The sequence below is a fragment of the Pseudomonas sp. GL_091 genome, from assembly GCF_057837725.1.
This window is the reverse complement of sequence record NZ_CM174451.1, coordinates 6,833,131-6,854,951: the sequence shown is the minus strand read 5'-3', so window position 1 is coordinate 6,854,951 and position 21,821 is coordinate 6,833,131. Positions and strand designations below refer to the sequence as shown.

Here is a 21,821-nt window from a genome sequence, read left to right as displayed (position 1 = left end):
ATATGAAGTAGGAACTTTCGCTCAGAACTGTCAGAAAGCGTGGCCGTTTCCTTGAAAGACCGATGTGGATCTTGCCAGACTAGCCGCGGTTCCAGTTGCCCGGGTTCGGTCGCTGAACAAGTGGTTCAAAAAAGAAAAATTTGGAGCATTACGCATGAAGGCACTAGGTAAAAAGCTCGCTGGCAAGACTCTGCTTGCCATGTCCGTGATGGGTTTGATGGCGGGCGCGGTTCAGGCCGATGACAAAGTACTGCACGTGTACAACTGGTCCGACTACATCGCACCGGACACCGTCAAGAAGTTTGAAGACGAGTCGGGCATCAAGGTTGTCTATGACGTCTTCGACAGCAACGAAACCCTGGAAGCCAAGTTGCTGGCAGGCAAGTCCGGTTACGACATCGTTGTACCGTCGAACAACTTCCTGGCCAAGCAGATCAAGGCTGGCGTCTACCAGAAGCTGGACAAGTCCAAGCTGCCTAACTGGAAGAACCTGAACACCGACCTGCTCAAGGCCGTTTCCGTGAGCGACCCGGGCAACGAGCACGCCTTCCCGTACATGTGGGGTTCGATCGGTATCGGCTTCAACGCCGAGAAGGTCAAGGCTGCGCTGGGTGCCGATGCACCGGTCGATTCCTGGGACCTGATTTTCAAGCCCGAGAACGCCGCCAAACTGAAATCGTGCGGTATCAGCCTGCTGGACTCGCCAACCGAGATGATTCCGGTGGCGTTGCACTACCTGGGCCTGCCAACCGACAGCCAGAAGAAAGAAGACATCGACAAGGCTGAAGCGCTGATCATGAAGGTCCGTCCTTCGATCGCCTACTTCCACTCGTCCAAGTACATCTCCGACCTCGCCAACGGCAACATCTGCGTGGCCGTGGGTTACTCGGGTGACATTTACCAGGCCAAGTCCCGCGCTGCTGAGGCCGGTGACAAGGTGAAAGTCAGCTACAACATTCCCAAAGAAGGTGCCGGCAGCTTCTACGACATGGTCGCCATCCCTAAAGATGCCGAAAACGTCGAAGGCGCCTACAAGTTCATGACCTTCCTGCAGAAGCCGGAAATCATGGCTGAAATCACCAACGCCGTACGTTTCCCGAACGGTAACGCGGCCGCCACCCCGTTGGTTGATAAAGAAATCACCGCCGACCCAGGCATCTACCCGCCAGCGGACGTGCTGGCCAAGTTGTACGCGATTGCCGACTTGCCGGCCGCGACCCAGCGGATCCTGACCCGCAGCTGGACCAAGATCAAATCCGGTAAATAAGTAATTAACCTGTAGGAGCGAGCCTGCTCGCGATGAACCTGAGAGCGCCGCGGGGTGTCAGGCACCCATCGTTATCGTTGACGATCATCGCGAGCAGGCTCGCTCCCACAGGTGTAACTGCATAAAAGTTTTGCTGGAACGGTTTTTCGAGGGTAAGTTGCGCGCCGGTTTTGTTGCCGGGCAACCTCGGTTGTCATGTAGCGCGGGGCAACTTGGGCCCAACTAATTTCAGAGGACCTCCACTTGCCTATTTTTTCTTTCTTGCGCAATGCCATGCTGGTCGGCGCCGGGCTGACGATTGCTGTCAGTGTCCAGGCCGCCGGCACCGTGCATATTTATAACTGGTCGGACTACATCGGCGAGACCACCCTGGCCGATTTTCAGAAAGAGACCGGTATCAAGCCGGTTTATGACGTCTTCGATTCCAACGAAACCCTGGAAGGCAAGTTGCTCGCCGGGCGTACCGGCTACGACGTGGTCGTGCCGTCGAACCACTTCCTCGGCAAACAGATCAAGGCCGGGGCGTTCCAGAAACTCGACAAGTCGCAGCTGCCGAACTATTCGAACCTCGACCCGGTGCTGCTCAAGCGCCTGGAACAGAACGATCCGGGCAACCTGTACGCCGTGCCGTACCTGTGGGGCACAAACGGCATCGGTTACAACGTCGACAAGGTCAAGGCTGTGCTGGGCCTCGACAAGATCGATTCCTGGGATGTGGTGTTCGAACCGGAAAACATCAAGAAACTGCACAGCTGCGGCGTCGCGTTCCTCGACTCCGCCGATGAAATGATGCCGACAGTGCTCAACTACATGGGCCTGAATGCCAACAGCACCAACCCTGAAGATTACAAAAAGGCCGAAGCCAAGTTGTTGGCGGTACGGCCTTACGTGACCTACTTCCATTCCTCCAAGTACATCGCCGATCTGGCCAACGGCGACATCTGCGTCGCCATCGGTTTTTCCGGCGATATGTTCCAGGCCCGCAACCGCGCGGCGGAAGCGAAGAAAGGCGTGAACATCGCCTACTCGATCCCGAAAGAGGGCGGCGCGCTGTGGTTCGACATGCTGGCGATTCCGAAGGACTCGGCCAACGTCAAGCAGGCCCACGCCTTCATCAACTATTTACTGAAGCCTGAGGTGATTGCCCAGGTCAGTGATTACGTCGGCTACGCCAACCCTAACCCGGGGTCGGACAAACTGATGGAACAGTCCATTCGCACCGACGAAGCGGTTTATCCACCGCAAGAGGTGCTCGACAAGACCTACGTGTCGGTCGAGTTACCACCGAATATTCAACGTTTGATGACCCGCAGCTGGACCAAGGTCAAGTCGGGCAAATAGCTTCAAGGCTCAAACTATCCAAGGTTGGCTCACCTTGAGCGAACTGCACTCTTTTTTTCTGGGAGTTTCGTAAATGGCAGTTGCCTCCGGCGCCTATAAGAAAGCCCTCGAGGGCGACCAGTCACCTAAACAGGTGCTGGTCAAAATCGACCGGGTCACGAAGAAGTTCGACGAGACGATTGCCGTGGACGACGTGTCCCTGGAAATCAAGAAAGGCGAGATTTTCGCCCTGCTCGGCGGTTCGGGATCGGGCAAATCCACCTTGCTGCGCATGCTCGCCGGTTTCGAACGGCCCACGGAGGGACGGATTTTCCTCGATGGCGTAGACATCACTGACATGCCGCCCTACGAACGGCCGATCAACATGATGTTTCAGTCCTACGCCTTGTTCCCGCACATGACCGTGGCGCAGAACATTGCCTTCGGCCTCAAGCAGGACAAGATCCCGGCCGCTGAAGTCGACGCCCGCGTGGCCGACATGCTAAAGCTGGTACAGATGAGCCAGTACGCCAAGCGCAAGCCGCATCAGTTGTCCGGTGGCCAGCGTCAGCGCGTGGCCCTGGCCCGTTCCCTGGCCAAGCGACCGAAGCTTTTGCTGCTCGACGAACCGATGGGCGCACTGGACAAGAAGCTGCGTTCGCAAATGCAGCTGGAGCTGGTGGAGATCATCGAGCGCGTCGGCGTAACCTGCGTCATGGTGACCCACGACCAGGAAGAGGCCATGACCATGGCCGAGCGCATCGCGATCATGCACCTGGGCTGGATCGCCCAGATCGGCAGCCCGATCGACATCTACGAAACCCCGACCAGCCGCCTGGTCTGCGAATTCATCGGTAACGTCAACATCTTTGAAGGCGAAGTGATCGACGACGCCGAAGGCCACGCGACCATTACCTGCAAGGACCTGGACCGCCAGATCTACGTCGGCCACGGCATCAGCACTTCGGTGCAGGACAAATCGGTCACCTACGCGATCCGTCCGGAAAAACTGCTGGTCACCGCCGACATGCCGACCTGCCAGTACAACTGGTCCAGCGGTAAGGTCCACGACATCGCTTACCTGGGCGGGCACTCGGTGTTCTACGTCGAACTGCCAAGCGGCAAGCTGGTGCAGTCGTTCGTGGCCAACGCCGAGCGTCGCGGGCAGCGTCCGACCTGGGGTGATCAGGTCTATGTGTACTGGGAAGACGACAGCGGCGTGGTGCTTCGCTCATGAACATGCGCAAATTCAAACGTCGACTCAATCGAATAATTCCCGGTGGCCGTCAGATGGTCATCGGGGTTCCCTTCATCTGGCTGTTCCTGTTCTTCATGCTGCCGTTCTTCATCGTACTGAAGATCAGCTTTGCCGAAGCGGACGTGGCCATTCCGCCGTACACCGAAATTTACAGCTACGCCGAACAGAAGCTGCAGCTGCTGCTTAACCTGGGCAACTACGCGATGCTGGCCGGTGACGAGCTGTACATCGCCGCTTACCTCGGCTCGTTGAAGATGGCGCTTTTCAGCACCATCCTCTGCCTGCTGATCGGCTACCCGATGGCCTACGGCATCTCCGTTGCCCGCAAGGAGATGCAAACGGTGCTGGTGCTGCTGATCATGATGCCGACCTGGACCGCGATCCTGATCCGCGTTTACGCGTGGATGGGCATCCTCAGCAACAACGGCCTGCTCAATGGTTTCCTGATGAGCATGGGCTGGATCGACGAGCCGCTGCAGATCCTCAACACCAACCTGGCGGTGTACATCGGCGTGGTTTATTCCTACCTGCCGTTCATGATCCTGCCGCTGTACGCCAACCTGGTGAAGCACGACCATAGCCTGCTGGAAGCTGCGTCGGACCTGGGTTCGAGCACCTTCAACAGCTTCTGGAAAATCACCGTGCCGCTGTCGAAAAACGGCATTATCGCAGGCGCAATGCTGGTGTTCATCCCGGTAGTGGGCGAGTTCGTGATCCCGGAACTGCTCGGCGGTCCGGAAACCCTGATGATCGGTAAAGTGCTCTGGCAAGAGTTCTTCAACAACCGTGACTGGCCGGTGGCGTCTGCCCTGGCGGTAGTGATGCTGGCGATCCTGATTGTGCCGATCATCCTGTTCAACCGCAGTCAGGCCAAGGAAATGGAGGGTAAAGAATGAAGCGCTTCCGTTTCTCCAGCCTGATGCTGGTACTGGGTCTGTTGTTCATCTACCTGCCGATGCTGATCCTGGTGATCTACTCGTTCAACGCCTCCAAACTGGTAACGGTGTGGGGTGGTTGGTCGATCAAGTGGTACGTCGGCCTGCTCGACAACACCCAGCTGATGGGCTCGGTGGTGCGTTCGCTGGAAATCGCCTGCTACACGGCGGTGGCCGCGGTGGCACTGGGTACATTGGCGGCGTTTGTCCTGACGCGCATTACGCGCTTCAAGGGACGCACCCTGTTCGGTGGCCTGGTCACCGCGCCGCTGGTCATGCCTGAGGTGATCACCGGTCTGTCGCTGTTGCTGCTGTTCGTGGCCATGGCGCAGATGATCGGCTGGCCGCAGGAACGCGGCATCGTCACCATCTGGATCGCCCACACCACGTTCTGTGCGGCCTATGTGGCGGTGGTGGTCTCGGCGCGCTTGCGCGAGCTGGACCTGTCCATCGAAGAGGCGGCCATGGACCTCGGTGCACGGCCGTGGAAGGTGTTCTTCCTGATCACCATCCCGATGATTGCGCCATCGCTGGCGGCGGGCGGCATGATGTCGTTCGCCCTGTCACTGGATGACCTGGTGCTGGCGAGCTTCGTCTCGGGCCCGGGTTCCACGACCCTACCGATGGAAGTGTTCTCGGCGGTGCGTCTGGGCGTTAAGCCCGAGATCAACGCCGTGGCCAGCCTGATCCTGCTGGCGGTGTCCATCGTGACTTTCCTGGTCTGGTTCTTCAGCCGTCGCGCCGAAGAAAGCCGTCGTCGTGCGATCCAGCAGGCGATCGAAGAAGCGGCAGCCGACTCGTGGAAACAGCCGGACGTGCGTCGCGCACAGGCACCGGAAGCGGCTTGAGCCTGAAATCGGGTAGGCCACAGTTTTATGGCCTACCTGGCTCCCACAGGTTTATTAGGCAACCCAAGGCGAATTGCGAATGACCTCGACGAAATTCATCGGCTTGAACCCCGGCTCCTGATCCGCCAGCACATCGGTCTTCACATTACCGAATGTGGTCTGCGGACGATGGCGCAAGCCGTCGGCAAACGCGCAGATGATGCACTCCTTGAATCCCTCGCCCCGTGGATGCGCATGCACCACCGCTTCGCGCTGCACGCTGGAAAATGCCGCGTAGTCCATGCCCAGCACGTCCATCTCGACGCCAGCCGTGACCAACGCCACGGTGGGTCGCAAGTGCTGAGGCACGCCCGGCGTGGTGTGCAGGGCAATCGATAGCCAGACCTGTTCAATGTCGTCATCGCTCAATCCGTAAGGCTTGAGGAACGCCGCTGCCGCGTTGGCACCATCGACTTCGAAGCGCTCGTTATCACTGCGATGACCTTGCACCAGGCCCAGGTCATGGAACATCGCGCCGACGTATAACAGTTCGGGGTTGTAGGCCAGTTGCTTGCGCTCACCGCTCAGTGCACCGAACAGGAAAACCCGGCGCGAGTGGTGGTAGAGCAGGTCCGATTCGATGTCGCGGATGTATTCGGTGGTGGCCTTGGCCAATGCGCTGTCGGGGATCTTGATGCCGGCGATGGTGGTGCTCATGGAGTTTTCCTCGTCGTGATGAGGGTTTCAGTCTGTTCCGGCCCCCGATGCCGGACAATCAATCCATGGCTGCGATCCCGGCCAATGAGCGTGCATATCGCGCCAACCTCGCTTGTTGGGGGTGGATTGGCTAGGGTGCATGCAGACCCTGTAGGAGCGAGCTTGCTCGCGATGCACGTGAGGGCGCCGCGTACATCCAGGCAGCCCCCGTCATCGTTGACGTCCATCGCGAGCAAGCTCGCTCCTACAGGTATGCATTGCAATTCAATGCCATCAGAGGCGTTTTGAACTATGAGTAAAACCGTTGCCATCGTGGTGTTCGCCGGCGTCCAGTCACTGGACGTCACCGGCCCCATGGATGTGTTTTCCGAGGCCAATCGCTTCCTTGCCCCGCAGGATCACTATCGTCTGGAGGTGATTGGCGTCGAGCGCGGGATGATGGCCTGCTCCAACGGTTTGGCGCTCAATGCCCATCGGCATTTCAGCGAAGCGCTGGAACGGTACGACTTGTTGCTGGTGGCTGGCGGGCCGCAGTTGCCGTTCATGGATTTCGGCATGGCATTCGATGGCTGGATGCGCGATGCCTGTGCGCGGGCCAAGCGCTTCGGCTCGATCTGCAATGGAGCGTTTATTCTCGCTCGGGCGGGGTTGCTGGAGGGGCGTACGGTCACCACGCATTGGCAGGACGCATCGGATCTGGCGGCGTTGTACCCCTCGTCCCGGGTGGAGGCGGATCGACTGTATGTTGAGGACGGCGAGCTGTTCACCTCGGCCGGGGTCACAGCGGGGATCGATTTGTCGTTGTATCTATTGGGCCGGGATCACGGGCCGGAAGTGGCGCTGAATGTCGCCAAGCGCCTGGTGGTGTTCACCCAGCGCTCGGGCGGGCAATCGCAGTTCAGCCCGTTCCTCACGCCCCACGCCGAACCGGATTCGGCGGTGGCGATGGTCCAGCACTACGTGTTGGCCAACCTGACGGGCGACCTGACCATTGCCGACCTGGCCAATGCCGCCAACATGAGCGCGCGGAACTTCTCCCGGGTGTTTGCCAGGGAAGCGAAAATCACCCCGGCCGAGTTCGTCGAGCGCGCACGGGTCGATGCCGCGAGGACGCTGCTGGAAAGCACCCGCGCGCCGCTCAAGACAGTGGCCTATCAATGCGGGTTTCGCGATGCCCAGCACATGCGCAGTGTGTTCAATCGTAGATTGGGGGTGACGCCGCAGCAGTTCAGGTTGAATTTTGCGGCGATGGTTTGAGCTGACATTTTTGTTGCCTGTGAGGGCCTATTCGCGAGCTTGCTCGCGATGGGGCCGGTCCAGCCAGTAAAAATCTATGGCACAGCCCGCGCCGGCAACAGCTTCAAGGTGCTGCGGGTATTGGCCGTGACTTCCTCGTCATTGAGATGCGCCTGGAAGTACATCCCCTCGATGTAGGCCTCGGCCTGATCATCATAGTGACTGTCGAGCAGCACGCCGCTCTGGCCGACCGGATTGACGGTCAGGCTGTGGGCCGGGTCGGCGAAGTCGATCAGGCGCCGGGTCGAAGGGCCGTAGGTGACAGGCCACGGAGCAGGGCCGATCTTCGCCGAGAGGTTGTTCGGCACTTCATGGCTGCCGGGTGCGGCGAAGGGGCCGACATTGAAGAACAGGTCCAGCGGCTTTTGCTGCCCCAGCGGATGCCCATGGGTCAATGTGTGCGCGCTGCCCCACTGCCATTGCGAGGAGTCTGCACCGAGGGTGCTCTTGAGGTGCGCGAGACTGGCTTGCCAGGCGGCCTTCACCGTATCGGCGCGGGTTTCCTTGCCCTGGGTGTTGCGGTTGTCCCACCACGGTGAATCGGCAGTGGCGGCCAGGCGGGGTAGCGCGACGTCGATCACCCGGGTCGAGAGCAGCGTTTCGAAGAGGTCGTTACCCAGCTCATCGTGCATCGTCGCGTCAGCCAGGTTGAACAGGAACTGGTTGAACAGCGTAGCGCTGGTCGAGTCGAGCGGATAATCGCCTTGCCACTGGGCCAGTTGCTCCAGCAGTTTGAGTTCGGCGGGATCGCTCACCACTTCGCGCAACACTGGCAACAGCGGTGCCAACAGGCGCGGGCCGTAGGCGGTGGTGGTGCCCAGTTGTAGCTTCTGGCTGTTCTCCAGGTCCCATTTGACGGCTTTGTCGCTGAGCTGGCGATTGAGTTGCTGGCCACGATCGGCAAGGTTGTAGTAGCCGGGAATCTCCATGCCGGTCGGCGACACCGGCTGGAAGTTGGCCGAGACGATGTAGCCCCGCGCCGGGTTTTCTTCCTGGGGGTTGGCCGTGAACGGGTAGAAGCCATCCTTGTCCGCCTCGGCGGTGCTGCCGTCGAGAATGAACCACGGGCGTACACCCGCCGGGCGTTTAGGCAATTGCGCCGCAGCCCACCAGCCTATGTCACCCTTGGCATTGGCCCAGACAACGTTCAGGCCCGGAGCCTGGATTTTTGCCGCGGCACTGCGGGCCTTGGCCAGGGTGTCGGCGCGATTGAGCTGGTAGAAACCCTCCAGGATCGGGTTCTGGCTTTCGAGAAACGCCCACCACATGGCAATCGGCGTTTTGCCGGCGCCGCTGCCCAAGGCATCGTTGACGATCGGACCGTGGGGCGATTGACGCAATACCAGGGTGACTGGCGCCTGGCCCTTGACCGCGATCTGCTGCTCGCTGGTCGTCATGTCCACCCACTTGCCGCGATACCAGACCTGGTTGGGGCTGTCCGGGTTGACCTTTTCGGCGATCAGGTCGAGGTCGTCGTTCTGGAACATGGTGATGCTCCAGCCGAAGTTGCTGTTCATGCCCAGGGAGGCAAACGGCATCAGGGCCTGATAGTGGCCGTAGAGTTCGAAGCCCGGTGCCGAAAGTTGCGCTTCGTACCACACCGACGGCGCGGAAAAACGGATATGCGGATCACCCGCCAGCAGCGGCTTGCCGCTTTGGGTCCGGGTGCCCGCGATGACCCAGGCGTTGCTGCCCTCGAACTGTGGCAGGCCGTTGTCAGCCAGGGCTTGTTCGCTCAGGCGGGCGAGAGCGTTGAGGTCTTTCCAGTCGGCGCTGGCCAAGGTGGTGCCGGTCCCGTTGAGTACGCCCTTGGGCTGCCAGTCGAGATCGAAGATGTTCAGGTATTCAGGCCCCAGTTGATCGCGAACGAATGTCAGCAAGGGTTCGGTACGAAATGCCGCGGCAAAGCTGTAGGCCATGTAACCGGCGATGCTGATGGTGTCCTGGGCGGTGAACGGGCGTTTTGGAATGCCCAGCACATCGAACTCCACGGGTTTTGCGTGGCTGTCCTGATACTGGTTGATGCCGTCCAGATAGGCTTGCATGGCGATGAAGGAGGGCGACTGCTTGTCGAGGTTCGCGAAGTAAGTTTCGGCGCGTTCGCGAATGCGCAGGCTGCGCATCAGTTTGTCGGTATCGAGCAGTTTCGGCCCGAGCACTTCAGCCAGTTCGCCACGGGCCAAGCGACGCAGGACTTCCATCTGGAACAGGCGGTCCTGGGCATGCACGTAGCCGAGGGCGCGGTACAGGTCGGTTTCGTTGTCGGCGCGGATGTGCGGGACGCCGCGCTCGTCGTAGCGCACGCTGACGGAGCCTTGCAGGTGTTGCAGTTCCATCATGCCCTGGCGTGACGGCTGCTTGCTGTAGAGGTATCCGCCGGCCCCGGCGGCCAGCACGACGATCAACAGCACGAGAGCGGTCAAGCTGCGTTTCATTGCGACTCCTTGTTGTTATTGTGATTCCTGGTGCCACTGTGTAACACGGCGCGCCGATATGGCGCATCGCCCGTAGGAGGGATTCGTATTGGCGGATCTTTGCCTACTTCGCTGGATCGACAGGCCACGGGCAATAACACCCCACGGCCAGTGTGTGCGTGGCACTCACCGCACGGCCTTCATCCAGCGCTTGCAGGATCGGTTCGATAAAGCTGTTGCTCGAGTTGCAGGTCAGGCCTTCGCTGTAGGGGCCGAAGTACGCCAGTTTGCCGCTGCGATCCCAGATCGCCACGGCCGGGCTGGCGGGGATCTGTTCGGAGCCGGGCAGGATGTCGATGGTTTTCAGGCTGCTCAAGGTGCCCGGCAATTGGCCGTGGCTACCGGGTTTCTGCACGACATAGAATTCCACGCCATGGGGAACGTAGCGCTCGACCAGTTCGGTCAGGTGTTGTTGATTGCCGACATTGCACGGGCAGGCCGGGTCCCAGAAATGCACCAGGCGGATGGTGCCAGGGCCGGCGAGGGATTCGGGAAGGCGCAGCGGATCGCCGGAAAACATCGCGGTGTGCTCGCTGAACGCCCGCAGGTAGCGCCCTTGGAACCAGTCGTATGCCGCCCACAGCACGCCGGCACACACCGCGGCGAGCAGACTGGCAAACAGGGTGGCGCGAAGGGGCGAGCGCATCGGATCAATCCTCGAAGGTCGGCTAGCTTGCCATGCTTGCCGCGACAGAAGAATATCGCAGGCCTATAAAGTCCGTTTCACGTTCTGGAATCGTCCATGCCGGCCACTTTCGACCCTGATCTTCTGCGCGCAAGCCTGCTGCCACTGGCGGCCGGGCAGCCGTTGTCGGCGCAGGCGCAGGCTTACCAGCGATTCTACGGGCTGGATTTTGCGCCGCGTCAGGTGCGCAGTGGCCTTGGGCGGTTCGAGGTCGATGGTTATGAGTTGGTCAGCCAGTTCTGGTGGCCTGAGCGGGCGAAGGCGACGTTGTTTGTCATCCACGGTTTCTACGACCACACCGGGCTCTACCGGCATGTGATCGAATGGGCGCTGGACCAGGGCTTTGCGGTGATTGCCTGCGACCTGCCGGGGCATGGCTTGTCCAGTGGCGAACGGGCGAGCATCAAGGATTTCGCCGAGTATCAGGATGCGTTGCAAGGCTTGTTCAGCGAGGCGCAATCCCTCGACTTGCCGCAGCCGTGGCACCTGTGCGGGCAGAGTACCGGCGGGGCGATCGTGATCGATCATGTGTTGAATGCGGGGGCGAACAGCCCGGCCCAGGGCCAGGTGATTCTGCTGTCGCCGCTGGTGCGGCCGCGGGCGTGGGGTTGGTCGCAACTGAGTTATTACGTACTCAAGCCTTTCGTCAAAGCCATCGCCCGGCGTTTCAGCGAGAACTCCAACGACCCGGACTTTCTGCCGTTCCTGCAGGCCGATCCGCTACAGCCGCTTCGCCTGCCGACAGCCTGGGTGGGTGCATTGGCGCGCTGGATCAAACGCATCGAGGCCGCCCCCATGAGTACCCGCCGGCCGCTGATCGTGCAGGGGCAGGCCGACATGACAGTGGATTGGGAGCACAACCTGGAAGTGTTGCGGGGCAAGTTTGATCGGCCGCAGGTGCTGATGCTGCCCGAGGCACGGCATCATCTGGCGAATGAGACGCTGGTGATGCGGCAGGAGTATTTCGGGTTCTTGACCAAGCGGATCAAGGGCCGGAATCCTTAGCGTCTGTTCCGGCCCCATCGCGAGCAGGGGGTTGGTGTACGCAGATCTAATGTGGGAGCGAGCCTGCTCGCGATAGCGGCCTATCAGTCGCTGAAGATCACTGGGTCAGGTTCGAATTGCTCTGCCCCACCGCCAACCCCGCCCGAATCGCCGCCAGCGCCGCCTGATAATAAGCCTGGCCTTCCGAAGATTCAGCAAAGGTCGCGAACTCTTCCAGCTCGTTGTCCGACAGGTCGCGATAGACATACAGCAGCGTGTTATTCAGGTCGCTGCCGATCTGGTCCATCAGGCGCTGGCGCTGGCCGTTGAGCATGCCCTGGGCCTGACCAGCACCGAGCAACCCCGGGATCATTGAACTCAAGCTATCGGCGGCGACGCCAGCAATCGCCAGGCTGACTTCCGCGCCGGCCTCGCGTGCGGGCAGGGCTTGTGCCAAATGGCCGATGATCAGCATGCGGCTGTCGCTGGCCTGCATCTTCGGCAGGCCCTTGGCGTTTTTCGCCAGTTGGTCGCGTCGGGTCGCCAGCAGCTCGGCGGCGATAATTTTCTTGCCCAGGGGCGACTGGAAAAACGTCAGCGCGGGTTTGGGGTCGGAGAGGTTCTTGCGCAACTGTGCTTCGGCGCGCTGGTCCACGGCTCGGGCGGAAAAACGCTGATTGCTGTTATTGACCAGTGCCTGAAACACCGCCGGAGGCAGGCTGCCCTGGTAGCGTTGCTGAGCGGCCGAGAGGGCGTCGTTGAAATGCGCGCGTTGTTCCGGCCAGCCGGCGACCTTGTACAACTGGTCGTGGCCGTCTGCCCAAGCGGGCAAAACGCAGAACATCAGCAATGATAAAAGCAAACGGCGCATAGGGACTCCAGTCAGCAGGCGACTATTCTCCGTGCGGCATCCCTGCTTGTCGAGAATTCGTATCAACCCGCTGCGCGGCTCTGTCGGATTTTCGGACACAGGAATACTATGCGCGGCATGCAAATATCCTCTGATCACCCGCTGCTGTTACGAATCGTCGATGACCTGGCCGAGCATGGCTGGTCGCAGCAGAATATTTTCCTGCCTCTGGATCTGACCCGAGCGCTGGCGGGCGAGTGTCGCAAACGTGCTGCCGAGGGTGAGCTGGCTCCGGCCGCCGTGGGCCGTGGGCCGTCATCGGAGATCCGCGAAGGGATTCGTGGCGACCATATCCAGTGGATCGACTCCGGCCAGGCCGAGGCTTGCGACAGCTACCTGAGTTTGATGGACAGCCTGCGCGAGGCGATCAATCGCGGTTTGTTTCTCGGCCTGGAGGATTTCGAAAGCCATTTTGCGATGTACCCGCCCGGTGCGTTCTACCTGAAGCACGTCGACCGCTTTCGCGATGACGACCGGCGCATGGTTTCGGCGGTGGTTTACCTCAATGACGCCTGGCTTCCCGAACACGGTGGCCAGCTGCGCATGTACCTCGACAATGATCGCGTCCACGACGTGCAACCTATCGGCGGCTGCCTGGTGGTGTTTCTCTCCGGTGAGGTTCCCCACGAAGTCCTGCCCGCAACCCGCGATCGCCTGTCGCTGACCGGCTGGTTCCGTCGGCGCAGCAACGAGCCGTTCTGATCATGCAGAAAATTCTCGTCAGCCGCTGCCTGTTGGGCCACCGCGTCCGTTACGACGGCGGGGCCAGCGGGCCGTTCGATCAACTTCAGCAGTGGCTGGATGACGGTCGGGTCGTGCCGCTATGCCCGGAGGTGGCCGGTGGTTTGCCAACGCCACGGGCGGCAGCGGAAATCCCTGGCGGGCAGGGCGCGCAAGTCCTCGACGGCCAGGCGTTGGTGATCACCGCCGAGGGCGAGGACGTCAGTGCGCAGTTTCTGTCGGGGGCGTATCAGGCACTGGAGCTGGTGCAAAAGCATGGCATCCGCATCGCCGTCCTCAAGGCCAACAGCCCGTCCTGCGGCAATCTGCTGACCTATGACGGGACGTTCAGCGGCGTGAAGGTCAGTGGCGAGGGCGTGACAGCGGCGCTACTCAAGCGCCACGGGGTGCAGGTGTTCAGTGAGCTGGAGCTGGCTGAAGCGGCTCAGGCATTGGCTGCGCAGGACTGACCAACACAAACCCCCTGTGGGAGCGGGCTTGCTCGCGAATGCGCCGGGTCAGTCGATATTAATCTTGCCTGACACACCGTCTTCGCGAGCAAGCCCGCTCCCACAATGGATCTCAATCATCTTCAAGGCTTCGGCACTTCGCCCGCATCCGCCCCCAACCACTTCTGCTCCAGCGCTTGCAGTCGCCCGTCATCCTTGATCCGCTGCAAGGCGTTTTCCAGGCTGGCATGGAACGCCGGATTGCCCTTCTGAAACGGAATCGCCAGGCTTACGGCCGGGTTGGTTTTGGGCTTCTCTTCTGTCAGCGACTGCACCAGCAGAATGGAGCGCGGCTCTTCTTTCTGCGCGATCAATTGCGCATGGGTTTGAACGTAAGGTTCGCTGAAGTCGAAACGATCCTGGAGATCCTGGGTCACTGCTATGTGGTTGATGGCGATGTCGTATTTGCCGCTTTCGACACCGGTCAGCAGATCGCTGCCGTCGGTGACGACAAAGTCGGCCCGGACATCGAGTTCACTTGCCAGCAGTTGGCCCAGCTCGACTTCGAAGCCGGTGAGCTTGTCGTCATCCTTGAAATTGAATGGGGGGGTGTTGGCTTCAACGGCAATGCGCAATTCGCCCCGGTCGTTGACGTCATCAATCAGTTCGGCATGAGCCAAAGGGCTCAAAAGGGGTAGCAGGCAGATCAGGCCAGGCAGAAAGCGCATGGTCACTCCTTTGAATTTATTATCGCGGACCCTCTGATTCAGGCTCGCTTTGCTATGGTTGTCGAGTGCCTTCGACAACGAATGGCCATGAAGTTGTCATGGCCACGCGAATTTTACGGAAAAACTGGAGAAGAGAATGAAAACCTTTATGTCACGTGCTGCTTTGGCTGGCCTGTTGATGGGTGTTTCGGTGCTGGCCAGTGCAACGCCGGCGCCGAAAGGCGCCGAAGTGTCCATTGTTTCTCCCGCGGACGGTGCGACGATTCCACAGACAGTCGTCGTCAAGTTCGCGGTCGAGAACATTGCCCTGGCACCGGCGGGCGATACCACCAAGAACACCGGTCATCACCATGTGCTGATCGACGTCGATGAGCTGCCAGCCGCCGGTGCGCCGATCCCCAAGGATGCCAACCACCTGCATTTCGGCGGTGCGCAGACTCAGGCTGAAATAACGCTCACCCCGGGCAAACACACCTTGCAGCTTGAACTGGGCGATAGCAACCACATACCGTTCGATCCGCCGATCGTTTCCGAGAAGATCACCGTCAATGTCAAATAAAAAAGGGAGCCCCCAGGGGCTCCCTTTTTTACAGTTGCAAGCTTCAAGCTATAAGCCTCAAGTCAAAGCAAAAGCGAACTCAACTTGCCGCTTGAAGCTTGTAGCTGCTTTTAGAACAACACACGACTACGGATGGTGCCGTTGACGTGTTGCAGCTTCTCTTGCGCCAGGTCCGAGTACTCGGCGTCGACGTCGATCACCACGTAGCCGACCTTCTCGTTGGTCTGCAGGAACTGACCGGAGATGTTGATGCCGTTTTCGGCGAAGACCTTGTTGATCTCGCTCATCACACCCGGGATGTTCTCGTGGATGTGCAGCAGGCGGTGCTTGCCAGGGTGAGCCGGCAGGGCCACTTCCGGGAAGTTCACGGACGATACCGAAGTACCGTTGTCGCTGTACTTGACCAGTTTTTCCGCCACTTCCAGACCGATGTTGGCCTGGGCTTCAGCGGTAGAGCCACCGATGTGCGGGGTCAGGATCACGTTGTCCAGGCCACGCAGCGGGCTTTCGAACTCTTCGTCGTTGGAGCGTGGCTCCACCGGGAATACGTCGATGGCCGCGCCGATCAGGTGTTTGTCCTTTATCGCGTCCGCCAGGGCGTCCAGTTCGACCACGGTGCCGCGGGCGGCGTTGATCAGGATGCCGCCTTTCTTGATGGCGCGGATTTCCTTCTCGCCCATCATCCACTGGGTGGCGGCGGTTTCCGGTACGTGCAGCGAAACGATGTCGGACATCGCCAGCAGCTCGTGCAGGTTGCCTACCTGAGTAGCGTTACCCAATGGCAGTTTGGTGATGGTGTCGTAGAAGTACACCTGCATGCCCAGACCTTCAGCCAGGACCGACAGTTGAGTACCGATCGAGCCGTAACCGACGATGCCCAGCTTCTTGCCGCGGATCTCGAAGGAGTTGGCCGCGCTCTTGATCCAGCCACCACGGTGGCAGGAAGCGTTCTTCTCAGGGATGCCGCGCAGCAGCAGGATCGCTTCGGCCAGCACCAGTTCCGCTACGGAACGGGTGTTGGAGTACGGCGCGTTGAATACGGCGATGCCGCGCTCGCGGGCAGCACTCAGGTCGACCTGGTTGGTACCGATGCAGAAACACCCTACAGCCACGAGCTTCTTCGCGTGATCGAAGATCTCTTCGGTCAGTTGAGTGCGGGAGCGAATGCCGATGAAGTGAGCATCAGCGATCTTTTCCTTGAGCTGGGCTTCCGGCAGAGAACCAGTGAGGTACTCGATGCTGGTGTAGCCCGCCGCCTTGAGGACGTCGACAGCCGATTGGTGGACGCCTTCGAGAAGAAGGAACTTGATCTTGCTCTTATCGAGAGAAGTCTTGCTCATCTGCGTAAACCTGTATCCCGGAGAAAAATGGCAGGAAATGGTCAACAGACGCTGACCCGAGCGGCAGGAAAGCCGTCGCCGCAGAATAGCCCTTGGGCACTATCCTGCGGGGTCGTTATGCTAGCATATGCACCCCGCTAAACACTCATTCCTGCGACGTGAAGCGTTCTCAGGATGACCATGAATTGTTCGAGAGTTCTGTCGATGACCAATCCTGCCCTGATTGAAGAGCTGAAGACCCTGGTTGAGCCTGGCAAGGTGCTGACCGATGCCGACTCCCTGAATGCTTACGGAAAGGATTGGACCAAGCATTTCGCCCCGGCCCCGACCGCCATCGTGTTCCCCAAGACCACCGAGCAGGTCCAGGCCATTGTCCTGTGGGCCAACAAGCACAAGGTGGCGCTGGTACCGTCCGGCGGTCGTACCGGGTTGTCCGCCGCTGCCGTGGCGGCCAATGGCGAGGTGGTCGTGTCGTTCGACTACATGAACCAGATCCTCGACGTGAACCTCACTGACCGCACGGCTGTTTGTCAGCCGGGCGTAGTCACCGAGCACCTGCAGAACGTCGCCGAAGAAAAAGGCCTGTATTACCCGGTGGACTTCGCTTCGGCAGGCTCGAGCCAGATTGGCGGCAATATCGGCACCAATGCCGGCGGAATCAAGGTGATTCGCTACGGCATGACCCGTAACTGGGTGGCCGGCATGAAAGTCGTCACTGGCAAGGGCGACGTGCTGGAACTGAACCGCGACCTGATCAAGAACGCCACCGGCTACGACATGCGTCAGCTGTTCATCGGCGCCGAAGGCACCCTCGGGTTCGTGGTCGAGGCGACCATGCGCCTGGATCGTGCGCCGAAAAACCTCACCGCGATGGTTCTCGGCACCGCCGATTTCGACTCGATCATGCCGGTGCTGCACGCCTTCCAGAGCAAGCTTGACCTGACCGCCTTCGAATTTTTCTCCGACAAAGCCCTGGCCAAAGTCATGGCTCGCGGCGATGTACCGGCGCCGTTCGAATCCGATTGCCCGTTCTACGCGCTGCTGGAATTCGAAGCGACCACTGAAGAAGTGGCCAACCACGCCCTGGAAACCTTCGAGCACTGCGTCGAGCAGGGCTGGGTTCTGGACGGTGTGATGAGCCAGAGCGAAACCCAGCTGCAGAACCTGTGGAAGCTGCGCGAATACATTTCCGAAACCATTTCCCACTGGACGCCGTACAAGAACGACATCTCGGTCACCGTATCGAAAGTCCCGGCGTTCCTGAAGGAAATCGACGCGATCGTCGGCGAACACTACCCGGACTTCGAAATCGTCTGGTTCGGCCACATCGGCGACGGCAACCTGCACTTGAACATCCTCAAGCCGGATAACCTGAGCAAGGATGAGTTCTTCGCCAAGTGCGCCACTGTCAACAAGTGGGTGTTCGAAACCGTCGAGAAGTACAACGGTTCGATTTCTGCCGAGCACGGCGTGGGCATGACCAAGCGTGACTACCTGACCTACAGCCGTTCACCGGTCGAGATCGAGTACATGAAAGCGGTCAAGGCGGTGTTCGACCCGAACGGCATCATGAACCCGGGCAAGATTTTCGCTGTTTGATTTTCGAACTATAAGAGCCAACGAAGCAGGAGTCGGTAATGAGCTATCAGCACCAGTATGTCGACGGTACGCGCATTCACTTCCCGCTGGGGAAAGTGGTGTGCATCGGCCGTAACTACGCCGAACACGCCAAGGAACTGGATAACCCGGTGCCGACCGAGCCACTGCTGTTCATCAAGCCGGGCAGTTGCGTGGTGCCGCTGGAAGGTGGTTTCAGCATTCCGACCGAGCGCGGTTCGGTGCATTACGAGGCGGAAATCGCGGTGTTGATCGGCAAGCCGTTGTCGACCAAACCGAGCCGTGAAGAAGTACTCGACGCGATCTCCGGTTTCGCTCCAGCCCTGGACCTGACCCTGCGCGACAAGCAGGCCGAGCTGAAATCCAAGGGTTTGCCTTGGGAAATCGCCAAGTCCTTCGACGGTGCGGCAGTGATTGCTCCGTTCGTGTCCGGCAGCTCGTTTGCCGACCTGACCGACATCGGCATCCGCCTGACCATCAACGGTGAAGTGCGCCAGGACGGCAACAGCAGCGCAATGCTCAACCCGATCGTGCCGATGATCCAGCATATGGCCGGTTGCTTCTCGCTGCAGGCCGGGGACGTGATCCTCACCGGCACGCCAGTGGGCGTTGGTCCGCTGAATGTCGGTGACGAGATCGTTCTGGAGTTGCCGGGCGCCAGCAGTTTCACCAGCAGCGTTCGCTAGTTGTAACACCGCTGTACCCTGTGGGAGCGAGCCTGCTCGCGATAGCGGTGTGTCATTCAATATCTTTGTTGGCTGACACGCCCCAATCGCGAGCAGGCTCGCTCCCACATTGGTTTTTCCGTGGTCTGTAAAAGGCTAACCCTGTCATTTCCCGCTTTTTTCACATCCAGTCTGGATAATTTCAGGGTATTCGGCCTCTGAGCCGGCCCCAAACTGTGCTATTACCCCTAGCCTGAATTTCTGGAACGCATTCCCCAATGGCCACTCCTCCGCTTTCCACGTTTAAACCTGCCCGCCGCTCGCGCTTCGCCTTGCGTTGGCACACCTGGCTTCTGCTGGTGGCCGTTGTCGCCTACGGTGTTGCGTTTGCCATGCATTGGGATGCGCGGGGCGTGCTCTGGGTGAAAGAGCAATTCAAAAGCCCGGCCGAGCGCCAGGCGAGCATCTGGCTTCCGGACTATCGGGCGGTGATCGATGCCAAGCTGTTGCCGGGCATGGAGCAGGATGAAGCGTCGGACCTGTCGTACGACCCCCAGACCAAGACCCTGTTTTCGGTCATGGGCAAGAACCCGTTCCTGGTCGAATTGAACTTGCAAGGCGATGTGCTGCGCAAAATGCCGTTGGTCGGCTGGAGCAACCCTGAAGGCGTCACCGTGCTGGGCGACGGCCGACTGGCTATTGTCGATGAGCGCGACCACCTGATCGCCATCGTCAAGGTCGATGCCGACACCCGCGAACTGCACATCACCGATTTCCCGACATACGACCTCGGGCCTTCCAAGGACCAGAACAAGGCGTTCGAAGGCGTCACCTGGGATCCGCGCAATCAGCAGTTGCTGCTGGGCGAAGAGCGCCCGCCAGCATTGTTTGCCTGGAAAGGTGATGGCAAGGTCCTTACCGGCGACAAGCTGAAGCTGGCCAGTCATGCACTGGACATGCGCAACCTGTCGGCACTGGCCATCGACCCACGGACCGGCCACATGCTGGTGCTGTCCGCCGACTCGCACCTGTTGCTGGAGCTGGACAAGAAGGGTGAGCAGGTCAGTTTCATCACCCTGCTGCGTGGCTTCAACGGCCTGAAAAATACCATTCCCCGTGCCGAAGGCGTGACCATGGATGAAGCGGGCACGCTGTACATGGTGAGTGAGCCGAACCTGTTTTATCGCTTCGAAAAACAGCACTGACGTTTACGATTTACGGGATTGCCTGTGCTCAGTTGTAGGATCGGGCCAGTGGCCATTAAGCTCCAGTTCAGACAGGCGTGATATTTCATCCGCCTGTATTGACCCTGAGCCCACCCGAATGCGTAGATTTGCCCGCGTCAAATCCCTGATTCTGATCCTGTCGGTGGTCTCACTGATCGCGTTGATGGCGATCGCCCAATACCAGCGCCTGTTCGAGCGCGCCTGGTTCAATCTGCATACGCTGTGGCAGCCGGTGAGTTCCCGGTCCATGGGACTGGACCAATACCAGGTCGTGACCGAAGCGCAGGTGATCGATGATCAGGCTGACAACATTTCAGCATTGACCTACGACCCGGTGCGCAAAAGCCTGTTCACCGTTACCAATAAGCGAAGCGAGTTGATCGAGTTGTCCCTCGACGGCAGGATCTTGCGTCGTGTGGCGCTGGTCGGTTTCGGCGATCCGGAGGCGGTGGAGTTCATCAGTGCGGACACCTATGTGGTTGCCGATGAAAGCCAGCAGCGGCTGATCAAGATTCATCTGGAGCAGGACACCACCTTCGTCGATGCGGCAGACGCCGAACAGATGACCGTTGGCGTACACATGGGCAGCAACAAGGGCTTCGAGGGGTTGGCTTACGATTCGGTGGGCAAGCGCCTGTTCGTGGCCAAGGAGCGCGACCCGATGCTGATCTACGAGGTGCACGGTTTTCCGCGCTTCAATCCTGAAGAATCCTACTCGGTGCACGTGATCAACGACCCGAAGCGTGATGCCGGGATGTTTGTGCGGGATCTGTCGAGTCTGCAATACGACGAGCGCAGCGGGCATTTGCTGGCGCTGTCGGATGAGTCTCGATTGATTCTGGAACTGGATGTGGATGGGCGGCCGTTGAGCACAATGTCATTGAGCAAGGGGCGCCAGGGCCTGCAAAAAACCGTGCCGCAAGCGGAGGGGATCGCCATGGATGACGACGGTACGCTGTATATCGTCAGCGAGCCGAATCTGTTCTACGTGTTCAAGAAACCGGCACAACTCTAACTAACACCCCAAAACGATTGTGGGAGCGGGCTTGCTCGCGAAGGGGTCGTGTCAGTCGACAGAGATATCAACTGACAGACCGCTTTCGCGAGCAAGCCCGCTCCCACAGGTTTTTTCATCTGCCCACAAAAATGTGGGCGGTCTTGGTTACTCGGCGCGCAGGGTTTTTACACCTTCGCTCGTACCCAGCAGCAGCAAATCCGCCGGGCGCGCCGCGAACAAACCGTTGGTGACCACGCCGACGATCGCATTGATCTGTGTTTCCAGTTCCACCGGATTGGTGATCTGCATGTTGAACACGTCGAGGATGATATTGCCGTTGTCGGTCAGCACGCCTTCGCGGTAAACCGGGTCGCCGCCGAGCTTCACCAGTTCACGGGCCACGTGGCTGCGGGCCATCGGGATCACTTCCACCGGCAGCGGGAAAGTGCCGAGGACCGGCACCAGCTTGCTGGCATCGGCGATGCAGATGAAGGTCTTGGCCACGGCCGCGACAATCTTTTCGCGGGTCAGGGCAGCGCCGCCGCCCTTGATCAGGTTCAGGTGTTCGTCGCTTTCATCGGCGCCGTCGACGTAGAACTCCAGGTCGCTGACGGTGTTCAGTTCATACACCGGAATCCCGTGGCCCTTGAGGCGCGCGGCGGTGGCTTCGGAACTGGCGACGGCGCCATCGAATGCACCCTTGTGCCGGGCCAGGGCGTCGATGAAGCAGTTGGCGGTGGAGCCGGTGCCGACCCCGACGATGCTCTTGTCGTCGAGTTTCGGAAGGATGAAGTCGACGGCGGCCTGAGCCACTGCCTGTTTGAGTTGATCCTGGTTCATGCGGGCT

General features: G+C 59.9%; 21 protein-coding genes. 14 read left to right on the top strand and 7 right to left on the bottom strand.

What is annotated here, in order from left to right; all coding sequences use genetic code 11:
• Positions 1 to 154: 154 nt before the first annotated feature.
• From AC3ITY_RS31290 to AC3ITY_RS31270, 5 genes are all read left to right on the top strand, one after another.
• A complete protein-coding gene (locus tag AC3ITY_RS31290) occupies positions 155 to 1,267 on the top strand; it encodes a polyamine ABC transporter substrate-binding protein (RefSeq protein ID WP_489306722.1) in 1,113 nt (370 codons plus the stop codon).
• 243 nt (positions 1,268 to 1,510) lie between these two features.
• The gene (locus AC3ITY_RS31285) at positions 1,511 to 2,608 is read left to right on the top strand and encodes a polyamine ABC transporter substrate-binding protein (RefSeq protein ID WP_489306721.1); all 1,098 of its coding nucleotides are present in this window, start codon (positions 1,511 to 1,513) and stop codon (positions 2,606 to 2,608) included.
• Between the two features lie 73 nt (positions 2,609 to 2,681).
• A complete protein-coding gene (locus AC3ITY_RS31280; RefSeq protein WP_347909647.1) occupies positions 2,682 to 3,824 on the top strand; it encodes an ABC transporter ATP-binding protein in 1,143 nt (380 codons plus the stop codon).
• On the top strand, positions 3,821 to 4,741 hold the full coding sequence (locus AC3ITY_RS31275) for an ABC transporter permease subunit (RefSeq protein WP_489306719.1): 921 nt from the start codon (positions 3,821 to 3,823) through the stop codon (positions 4,739 to 4,741). The genes AC3ITY_RS31280 and AC3ITY_RS31275 overlap by 4 nt, the downstream gene beginning before the upstream one ends.
• A complete protein-coding gene (locus AC3ITY_RS31270; RefSeq protein ID WP_489306718.1) occupies positions 4,738 to 5,628 on the top strand; it encodes an ABC transporter permease subunit in 891 nt (296 codons plus the stop codon). The genes AC3ITY_RS31275 and AC3ITY_RS31270 overlap by 4 nt, the downstream gene beginning before the upstream one ends.
• A 54-nt stretch (positions 5,629 to 5,682) precedes the next feature.
• Here the strand turns inward: AC3ITY_RS31270 and AC3ITY_RS31265 are convergent, their stop codons facing one another.
• A complete protein-coding gene (locus AC3ITY_RS31265; RefSeq protein WP_489306717.1) occupies positions 5,683 to 6,324 on the bottom strand; it encodes an HD domain-containing protein in 642 nt (213 codons plus the stop codon).
• 291 nt (positions 6,325 to 6,615) lie between these two features.
• Between AC3ITY_RS31265 and AC3ITY_RS31260 the strand changes: the two genes are divergently transcribed.
• Positions 6,616 to 7,581: a GlxA family transcriptional regulator gene (locus AC3ITY_RS31260; RefSeq protein ID WP_489306716.1), complete on the top strand. Its 966-nt coding sequence runs from the start codon at positions 6,616 to 6,618 to the stop codon at positions 7,579 to 7,581.
• Positions 7,582 to 7,655: 74 nt separating this feature from the next.
• Here the strand turns inward: AC3ITY_RS31260 and AC3ITY_RS31255 are convergent, their stop codons facing one another.
• Both AC3ITY_RS31255 and AC3ITY_RS31250 read right to left on the bottom strand, forming a co-directional pair.
• Positions 7,656 to 10,055 carry a penicillin acylase family protein gene (locus tag AC3ITY_RS31255; protein ID WP_489306715.1) on the bottom strand — a complete coding sequence of 800 codons (2,400 nt, stop codon included), beginning with the start codon at positions 10,053 to 10,055 and terminating at the stop codon, positions 7,656 to 7,658.
• A 103-nt stretch (positions 10,056 to 10,158) separates the two neighbouring features.
• Positions 10,159 to 10,740 carry a DUF6436 domain-containing protein gene (locus AC3ITY_RS31250; RefSeq protein ID WP_489306714.1) on the bottom strand — a complete coding sequence of 194 codons (582 nt, stop codon included), beginning with the start codon at positions 10,738 to 10,740 and terminating at the stop codon, positions 10,159 to 10,161.
• Between the two features lie 96 nt (positions 10,741 to 10,836).
• Between AC3ITY_RS31250 and bipL the strand changes: the two genes are divergently transcribed.
• A complete protein-coding gene (gene bipL, locus AC3ITY_RS31245; RefSeq protein ID WP_489306713.1) occupies positions 10,837 to 11,784 on the top strand; it encodes a phospholipase BipL in 948 nt (315 codons plus the stop codon).
• Positions 11,785 to 11,881: 97 nt separating this feature from the next.
• Here the strand turns inward: bipL and AC3ITY_RS31240 are convergent, their stop codons facing one another.
• A complete protein-coding gene (locus tag AC3ITY_RS31240; protein ID WP_489306712.1) occupies positions 11,882 to 12,634 on the bottom strand; it encodes a DUF2059 domain-containing protein in 753 nt (250 codons plus the stop codon).
• Between the two features lie 108 nt (positions 12,635 to 12,742).
• Here AC3ITY_RS31240 and AC3ITY_RS31235 point away from each other — a divergent pair, with 108 nt between their 5' ends.
• Together AC3ITY_RS31235 and AC3ITY_RS31230 are read left to right on the top strand one after the other, a co-directional pair.
• On the top strand, positions 12,743 to 13,375 hold the full coding sequence (locus AC3ITY_RS31235) for a 2OG-Fe(II) oxygenase (protein ID WP_489306710.1): 633 nt from the start codon (positions 12,743 to 12,745) through the stop codon (positions 13,373 to 13,375).
• A gap of 2 nt (positions 13,376 to 13,377) precedes the next feature.
• Positions 13,378 to 13,863: a 2-thiouracil desulfurase family protein gene (locus tag AC3ITY_RS31230; protein WP_489306708.1), complete on the top strand. Its 486-nt coding sequence runs from the start codon at positions 13,378 to 13,380 to the stop codon at positions 13,861 to 13,863.
• A 122-nt stretch (positions 13,864 to 13,985) separates the two neighbouring features.
• On the opposite strand, the gene AC3ITY_RS31225 is transcribed toward AC3ITY_RS31230, so the two are convergent.
• Positions 13,986 to 14,570: a transporter substrate-binding domain-containing protein gene (locus AC3ITY_RS31225; RefSeq protein WP_489306707.1), complete on the bottom strand. Its 585-nt coding sequence runs from the start codon at positions 14,568 to 14,570 to the stop codon at positions 13,986 to 13,988.
• 136 nt (positions 14,571 to 14,706) lie between these two features.
• Between AC3ITY_RS31225 and AC3ITY_RS31220 the strand changes: the two genes are divergently transcribed.
• Complete coding sequence (locus AC3ITY_RS31220) at positions 14,707 to 15,129, top strand: DUF4399 domain-containing protein (RefSeq protein ID WP_489306705.1); 423 nt, start codon at positions 14,707 to 14,709, stop codon at positions 15,127 to 15,129.
• A 110-nt stretch (positions 15,130 to 15,239) separates the two neighbouring features.
• Here AC3ITY_RS31220 and serA read toward each other — a convergent pair whose 3' ends face one another.
• Positions 15,240 to 16,469, bottom strand: a complete 1,230-nt coding sequence (gene serA / locus AC3ITY_RS31215) for a phosphoglycerate dehydrogenase (protein WP_223455887.1) — start codon at positions 16,467 to 16,469, stop codon at positions 15,240 to 15,242.
• A 204-nt stretch (positions 16,470 to 16,673) separates the two neighbouring features.
• Between serA and AC3ITY_RS31210 the strand changes: the two genes are divergently transcribed.
• The 4 genes from AC3ITY_RS31210 (at position 16,674) to AC3ITY_RS31195 (ending at position 20,992) form a co-directional block, all read left to right on the top strand.
• Complete coding sequence (locus AC3ITY_RS31210) at positions 16,674 to 18,068, top strand: FAD-binding oxidoreductase (RefSeq protein ID WP_033052123.1); 1,395 nt, start codon at positions 16,674 to 16,676, stop codon at positions 18,066 to 18,068.
• Positions 18,069 to 18,106: 38 nt separating this feature from the next.
• Positions 18,107 to 18,772, top strand: a complete 666-nt coding sequence (locus AC3ITY_RS31205) for a fumarylacetoacetate hydrolase family protein (RefSeq protein WP_489306704.1) — start codon at positions 18,107 to 18,109, stop codon at positions 18,770 to 18,772.
• 257 nt (positions 18,773 to 19,029) lie between these two features.
• Positions 19,030 to 19,956 carry an SdiA-regulated domain-containing protein gene (locus AC3ITY_RS31200; RefSeq protein WP_489306703.1) on the top strand — a complete coding sequence of 309 codons (927 nt, stop codon included), beginning with the start codon at positions 19,030 to 19,032 and terminating at the stop codon, positions 19,954 to 19,956.
• A 118-nt stretch (positions 19,957 to 20,074) separates the two neighbouring features.
• Positions 20,075 to 20,992, top strand: coding sequence for an SdiA-regulated domain-containing protein (locus tag AC3ITY_RS31195; protein ID WP_489306702.1), 918 nt, complete (start codon positions 20,075 to 20,077; stop codon positions 20,990 to 20,992).
• 147 nt (positions 20,993 to 21,139) lie between these two features.
• Here AC3ITY_RS31195 and rpiA read toward each other — a convergent pair whose 3' ends face one another.
• Entirely contained in the window at positions 21,140 to 21,814 is a 675-nt protein-coding gene (gene rpiA, locus AC3ITY_RS31190; RefSeq protein WP_223456611.1) for a ribose-5-phosphate isomerase RpiA, read from the bottom strand.
• Positions 21,815 to 21,821: the final 7 nt, after the last annotated feature.

Bases quoted from the DNA above. Each gene is read 5' to 3' on its own strand.
- AC3ITY_RS31255 (WP_489306715.1), bottom strand. From the start codon at position 10,055: ATGAAACGCAGCTTGACCGCTCTCGTGCTGTTGATCGTCGTGCTGGCC.
- AC3ITY_RS31265 (WP_489306717.1), bottom strand. From the start codon at position 6,324: ATGAGCACCACCATCGCCGGCATCAAGATCCCCGACAGCGCATTGGCC.
- AC3ITY_RS31205 (WP_489306704.1), top strand. From the start codon at position 18,107: ATGAGCTATCAGCACCAGTATGTCGACGGTACGCGCATTCACTTCCCG.
- bipL (WP_489306713.1), top strand. From the start codon at position 10,837: ATGCCGGCCACTTTCGACCCTGATCTTCTGCGCGCAAGCCTGCTGCCA.
- AC3ITY_RS31270 (WP_489306718.1), top strand. From the start codon at position 4,738: ATGAAGCGCTTCCGTTTCTCCAGCCTGATGCTGGTACTGGGTCTGTTG.
- AC3ITY_RS31250 (WP_489306714.1), bottom strand. From the start codon at position 10,740: ATGCGCTCGCCCCTTCGCGCCACCCTGTTTGCCAGTCTGCTCGCCGCG.
- AC3ITY_RS31290 (WP_489306722.1), top strand. From the start codon at position 155: ATGAAGGCACTAGGTAAAAAGCTCGCTGGCAAGACTCTGCTTGCCATG.
- serA (WP_223455887.1), bottom strand. From the start codon at position 16,469: ATGAGCAAGACTTCTCTCGATAAGAGCAAGATCAAGTTCCTTCTTCTC.
- AC3ITY_RS31240 (WP_489306712.1), bottom strand. From the start codon at position 12,634: ATGCGCCGTTTGCTTTTATCATTGCTGATGTTCTGCGTTTTGCCCGCT.
- AC3ITY_RS31195 (WP_489306702.1), top strand. From the start codon at position 20,075: ATGCGTAGATTTGCCCGCGTCAAATCCCTGATTCTGATCCTGTCGGTG.
- AC3ITY_RS31235 (WP_489306710.1), top strand. From the start codon at position 12,743: ATGCGCGGCATGCAAATATCCTCTGATCACCCGCTGCTGTTACGAATC.
- AC3ITY_RS31220 (WP_489306705.1), top strand. From the start codon at position 14,707: ATGAAAACCTTTATGTCACGTGCTGCTTTGGCTGGCCTGTTGATGGGT.
- AC3ITY_RS31280 (WP_347909647.1), top strand. From the start codon at position 2,682: ATGGCAGTTGCCTCCGGCGCCTATAAGAAAGCCCTCGAGGGCGACCAG.
- rpiA (WP_223456611.1), bottom strand. From the start codon at position 21,814: ATGAACCAGGATCAACTCAAACAGGCAGTGGCTCAGGCCGCCGTCGAC.
- AC3ITY_RS31200 (WP_489306703.1), top strand. From the start codon at position 19,030: ATGGCCACTCCTCCGCTTTCCACGTTTAAACCTGCCCGCCGCTCGCGC.
- AC3ITY_RS31275 (WP_489306719.1), top strand. From the start codon at position 3,821: ATGAACATGCGCAAATTCAAACGTCGACTCAATCGAATAATTCCCGGT.
- AC3ITY_RS31230 (WP_489306708.1), top strand. From the start codon at position 13,378: ATGCAGAAAATTCTCGTCAGCCGCTGCCTGTTGGGCCACCGCGTCCGT.
- AC3ITY_RS31260 (WP_489306716.1), top strand. From the start codon at position 6,616: ATGAGTAAAACCGTTGCCATCGTGGTGTTCGCCGGCGTCCAGTCACTG.
- AC3ITY_RS31225 (WP_489306707.1), bottom strand. From the start codon at position 14,570: ATGCGCTTTCTGCCTGGCCTGATCTGCCTGCTACCCCTTTTGAGCCCT.
- AC3ITY_RS31210 (WP_033052123.1), top strand. From the start codon at position 16,674: ATGACCAATCCTGCCCTGATTGAAGAGCTGAAGACCCTGGTTGAGCCT.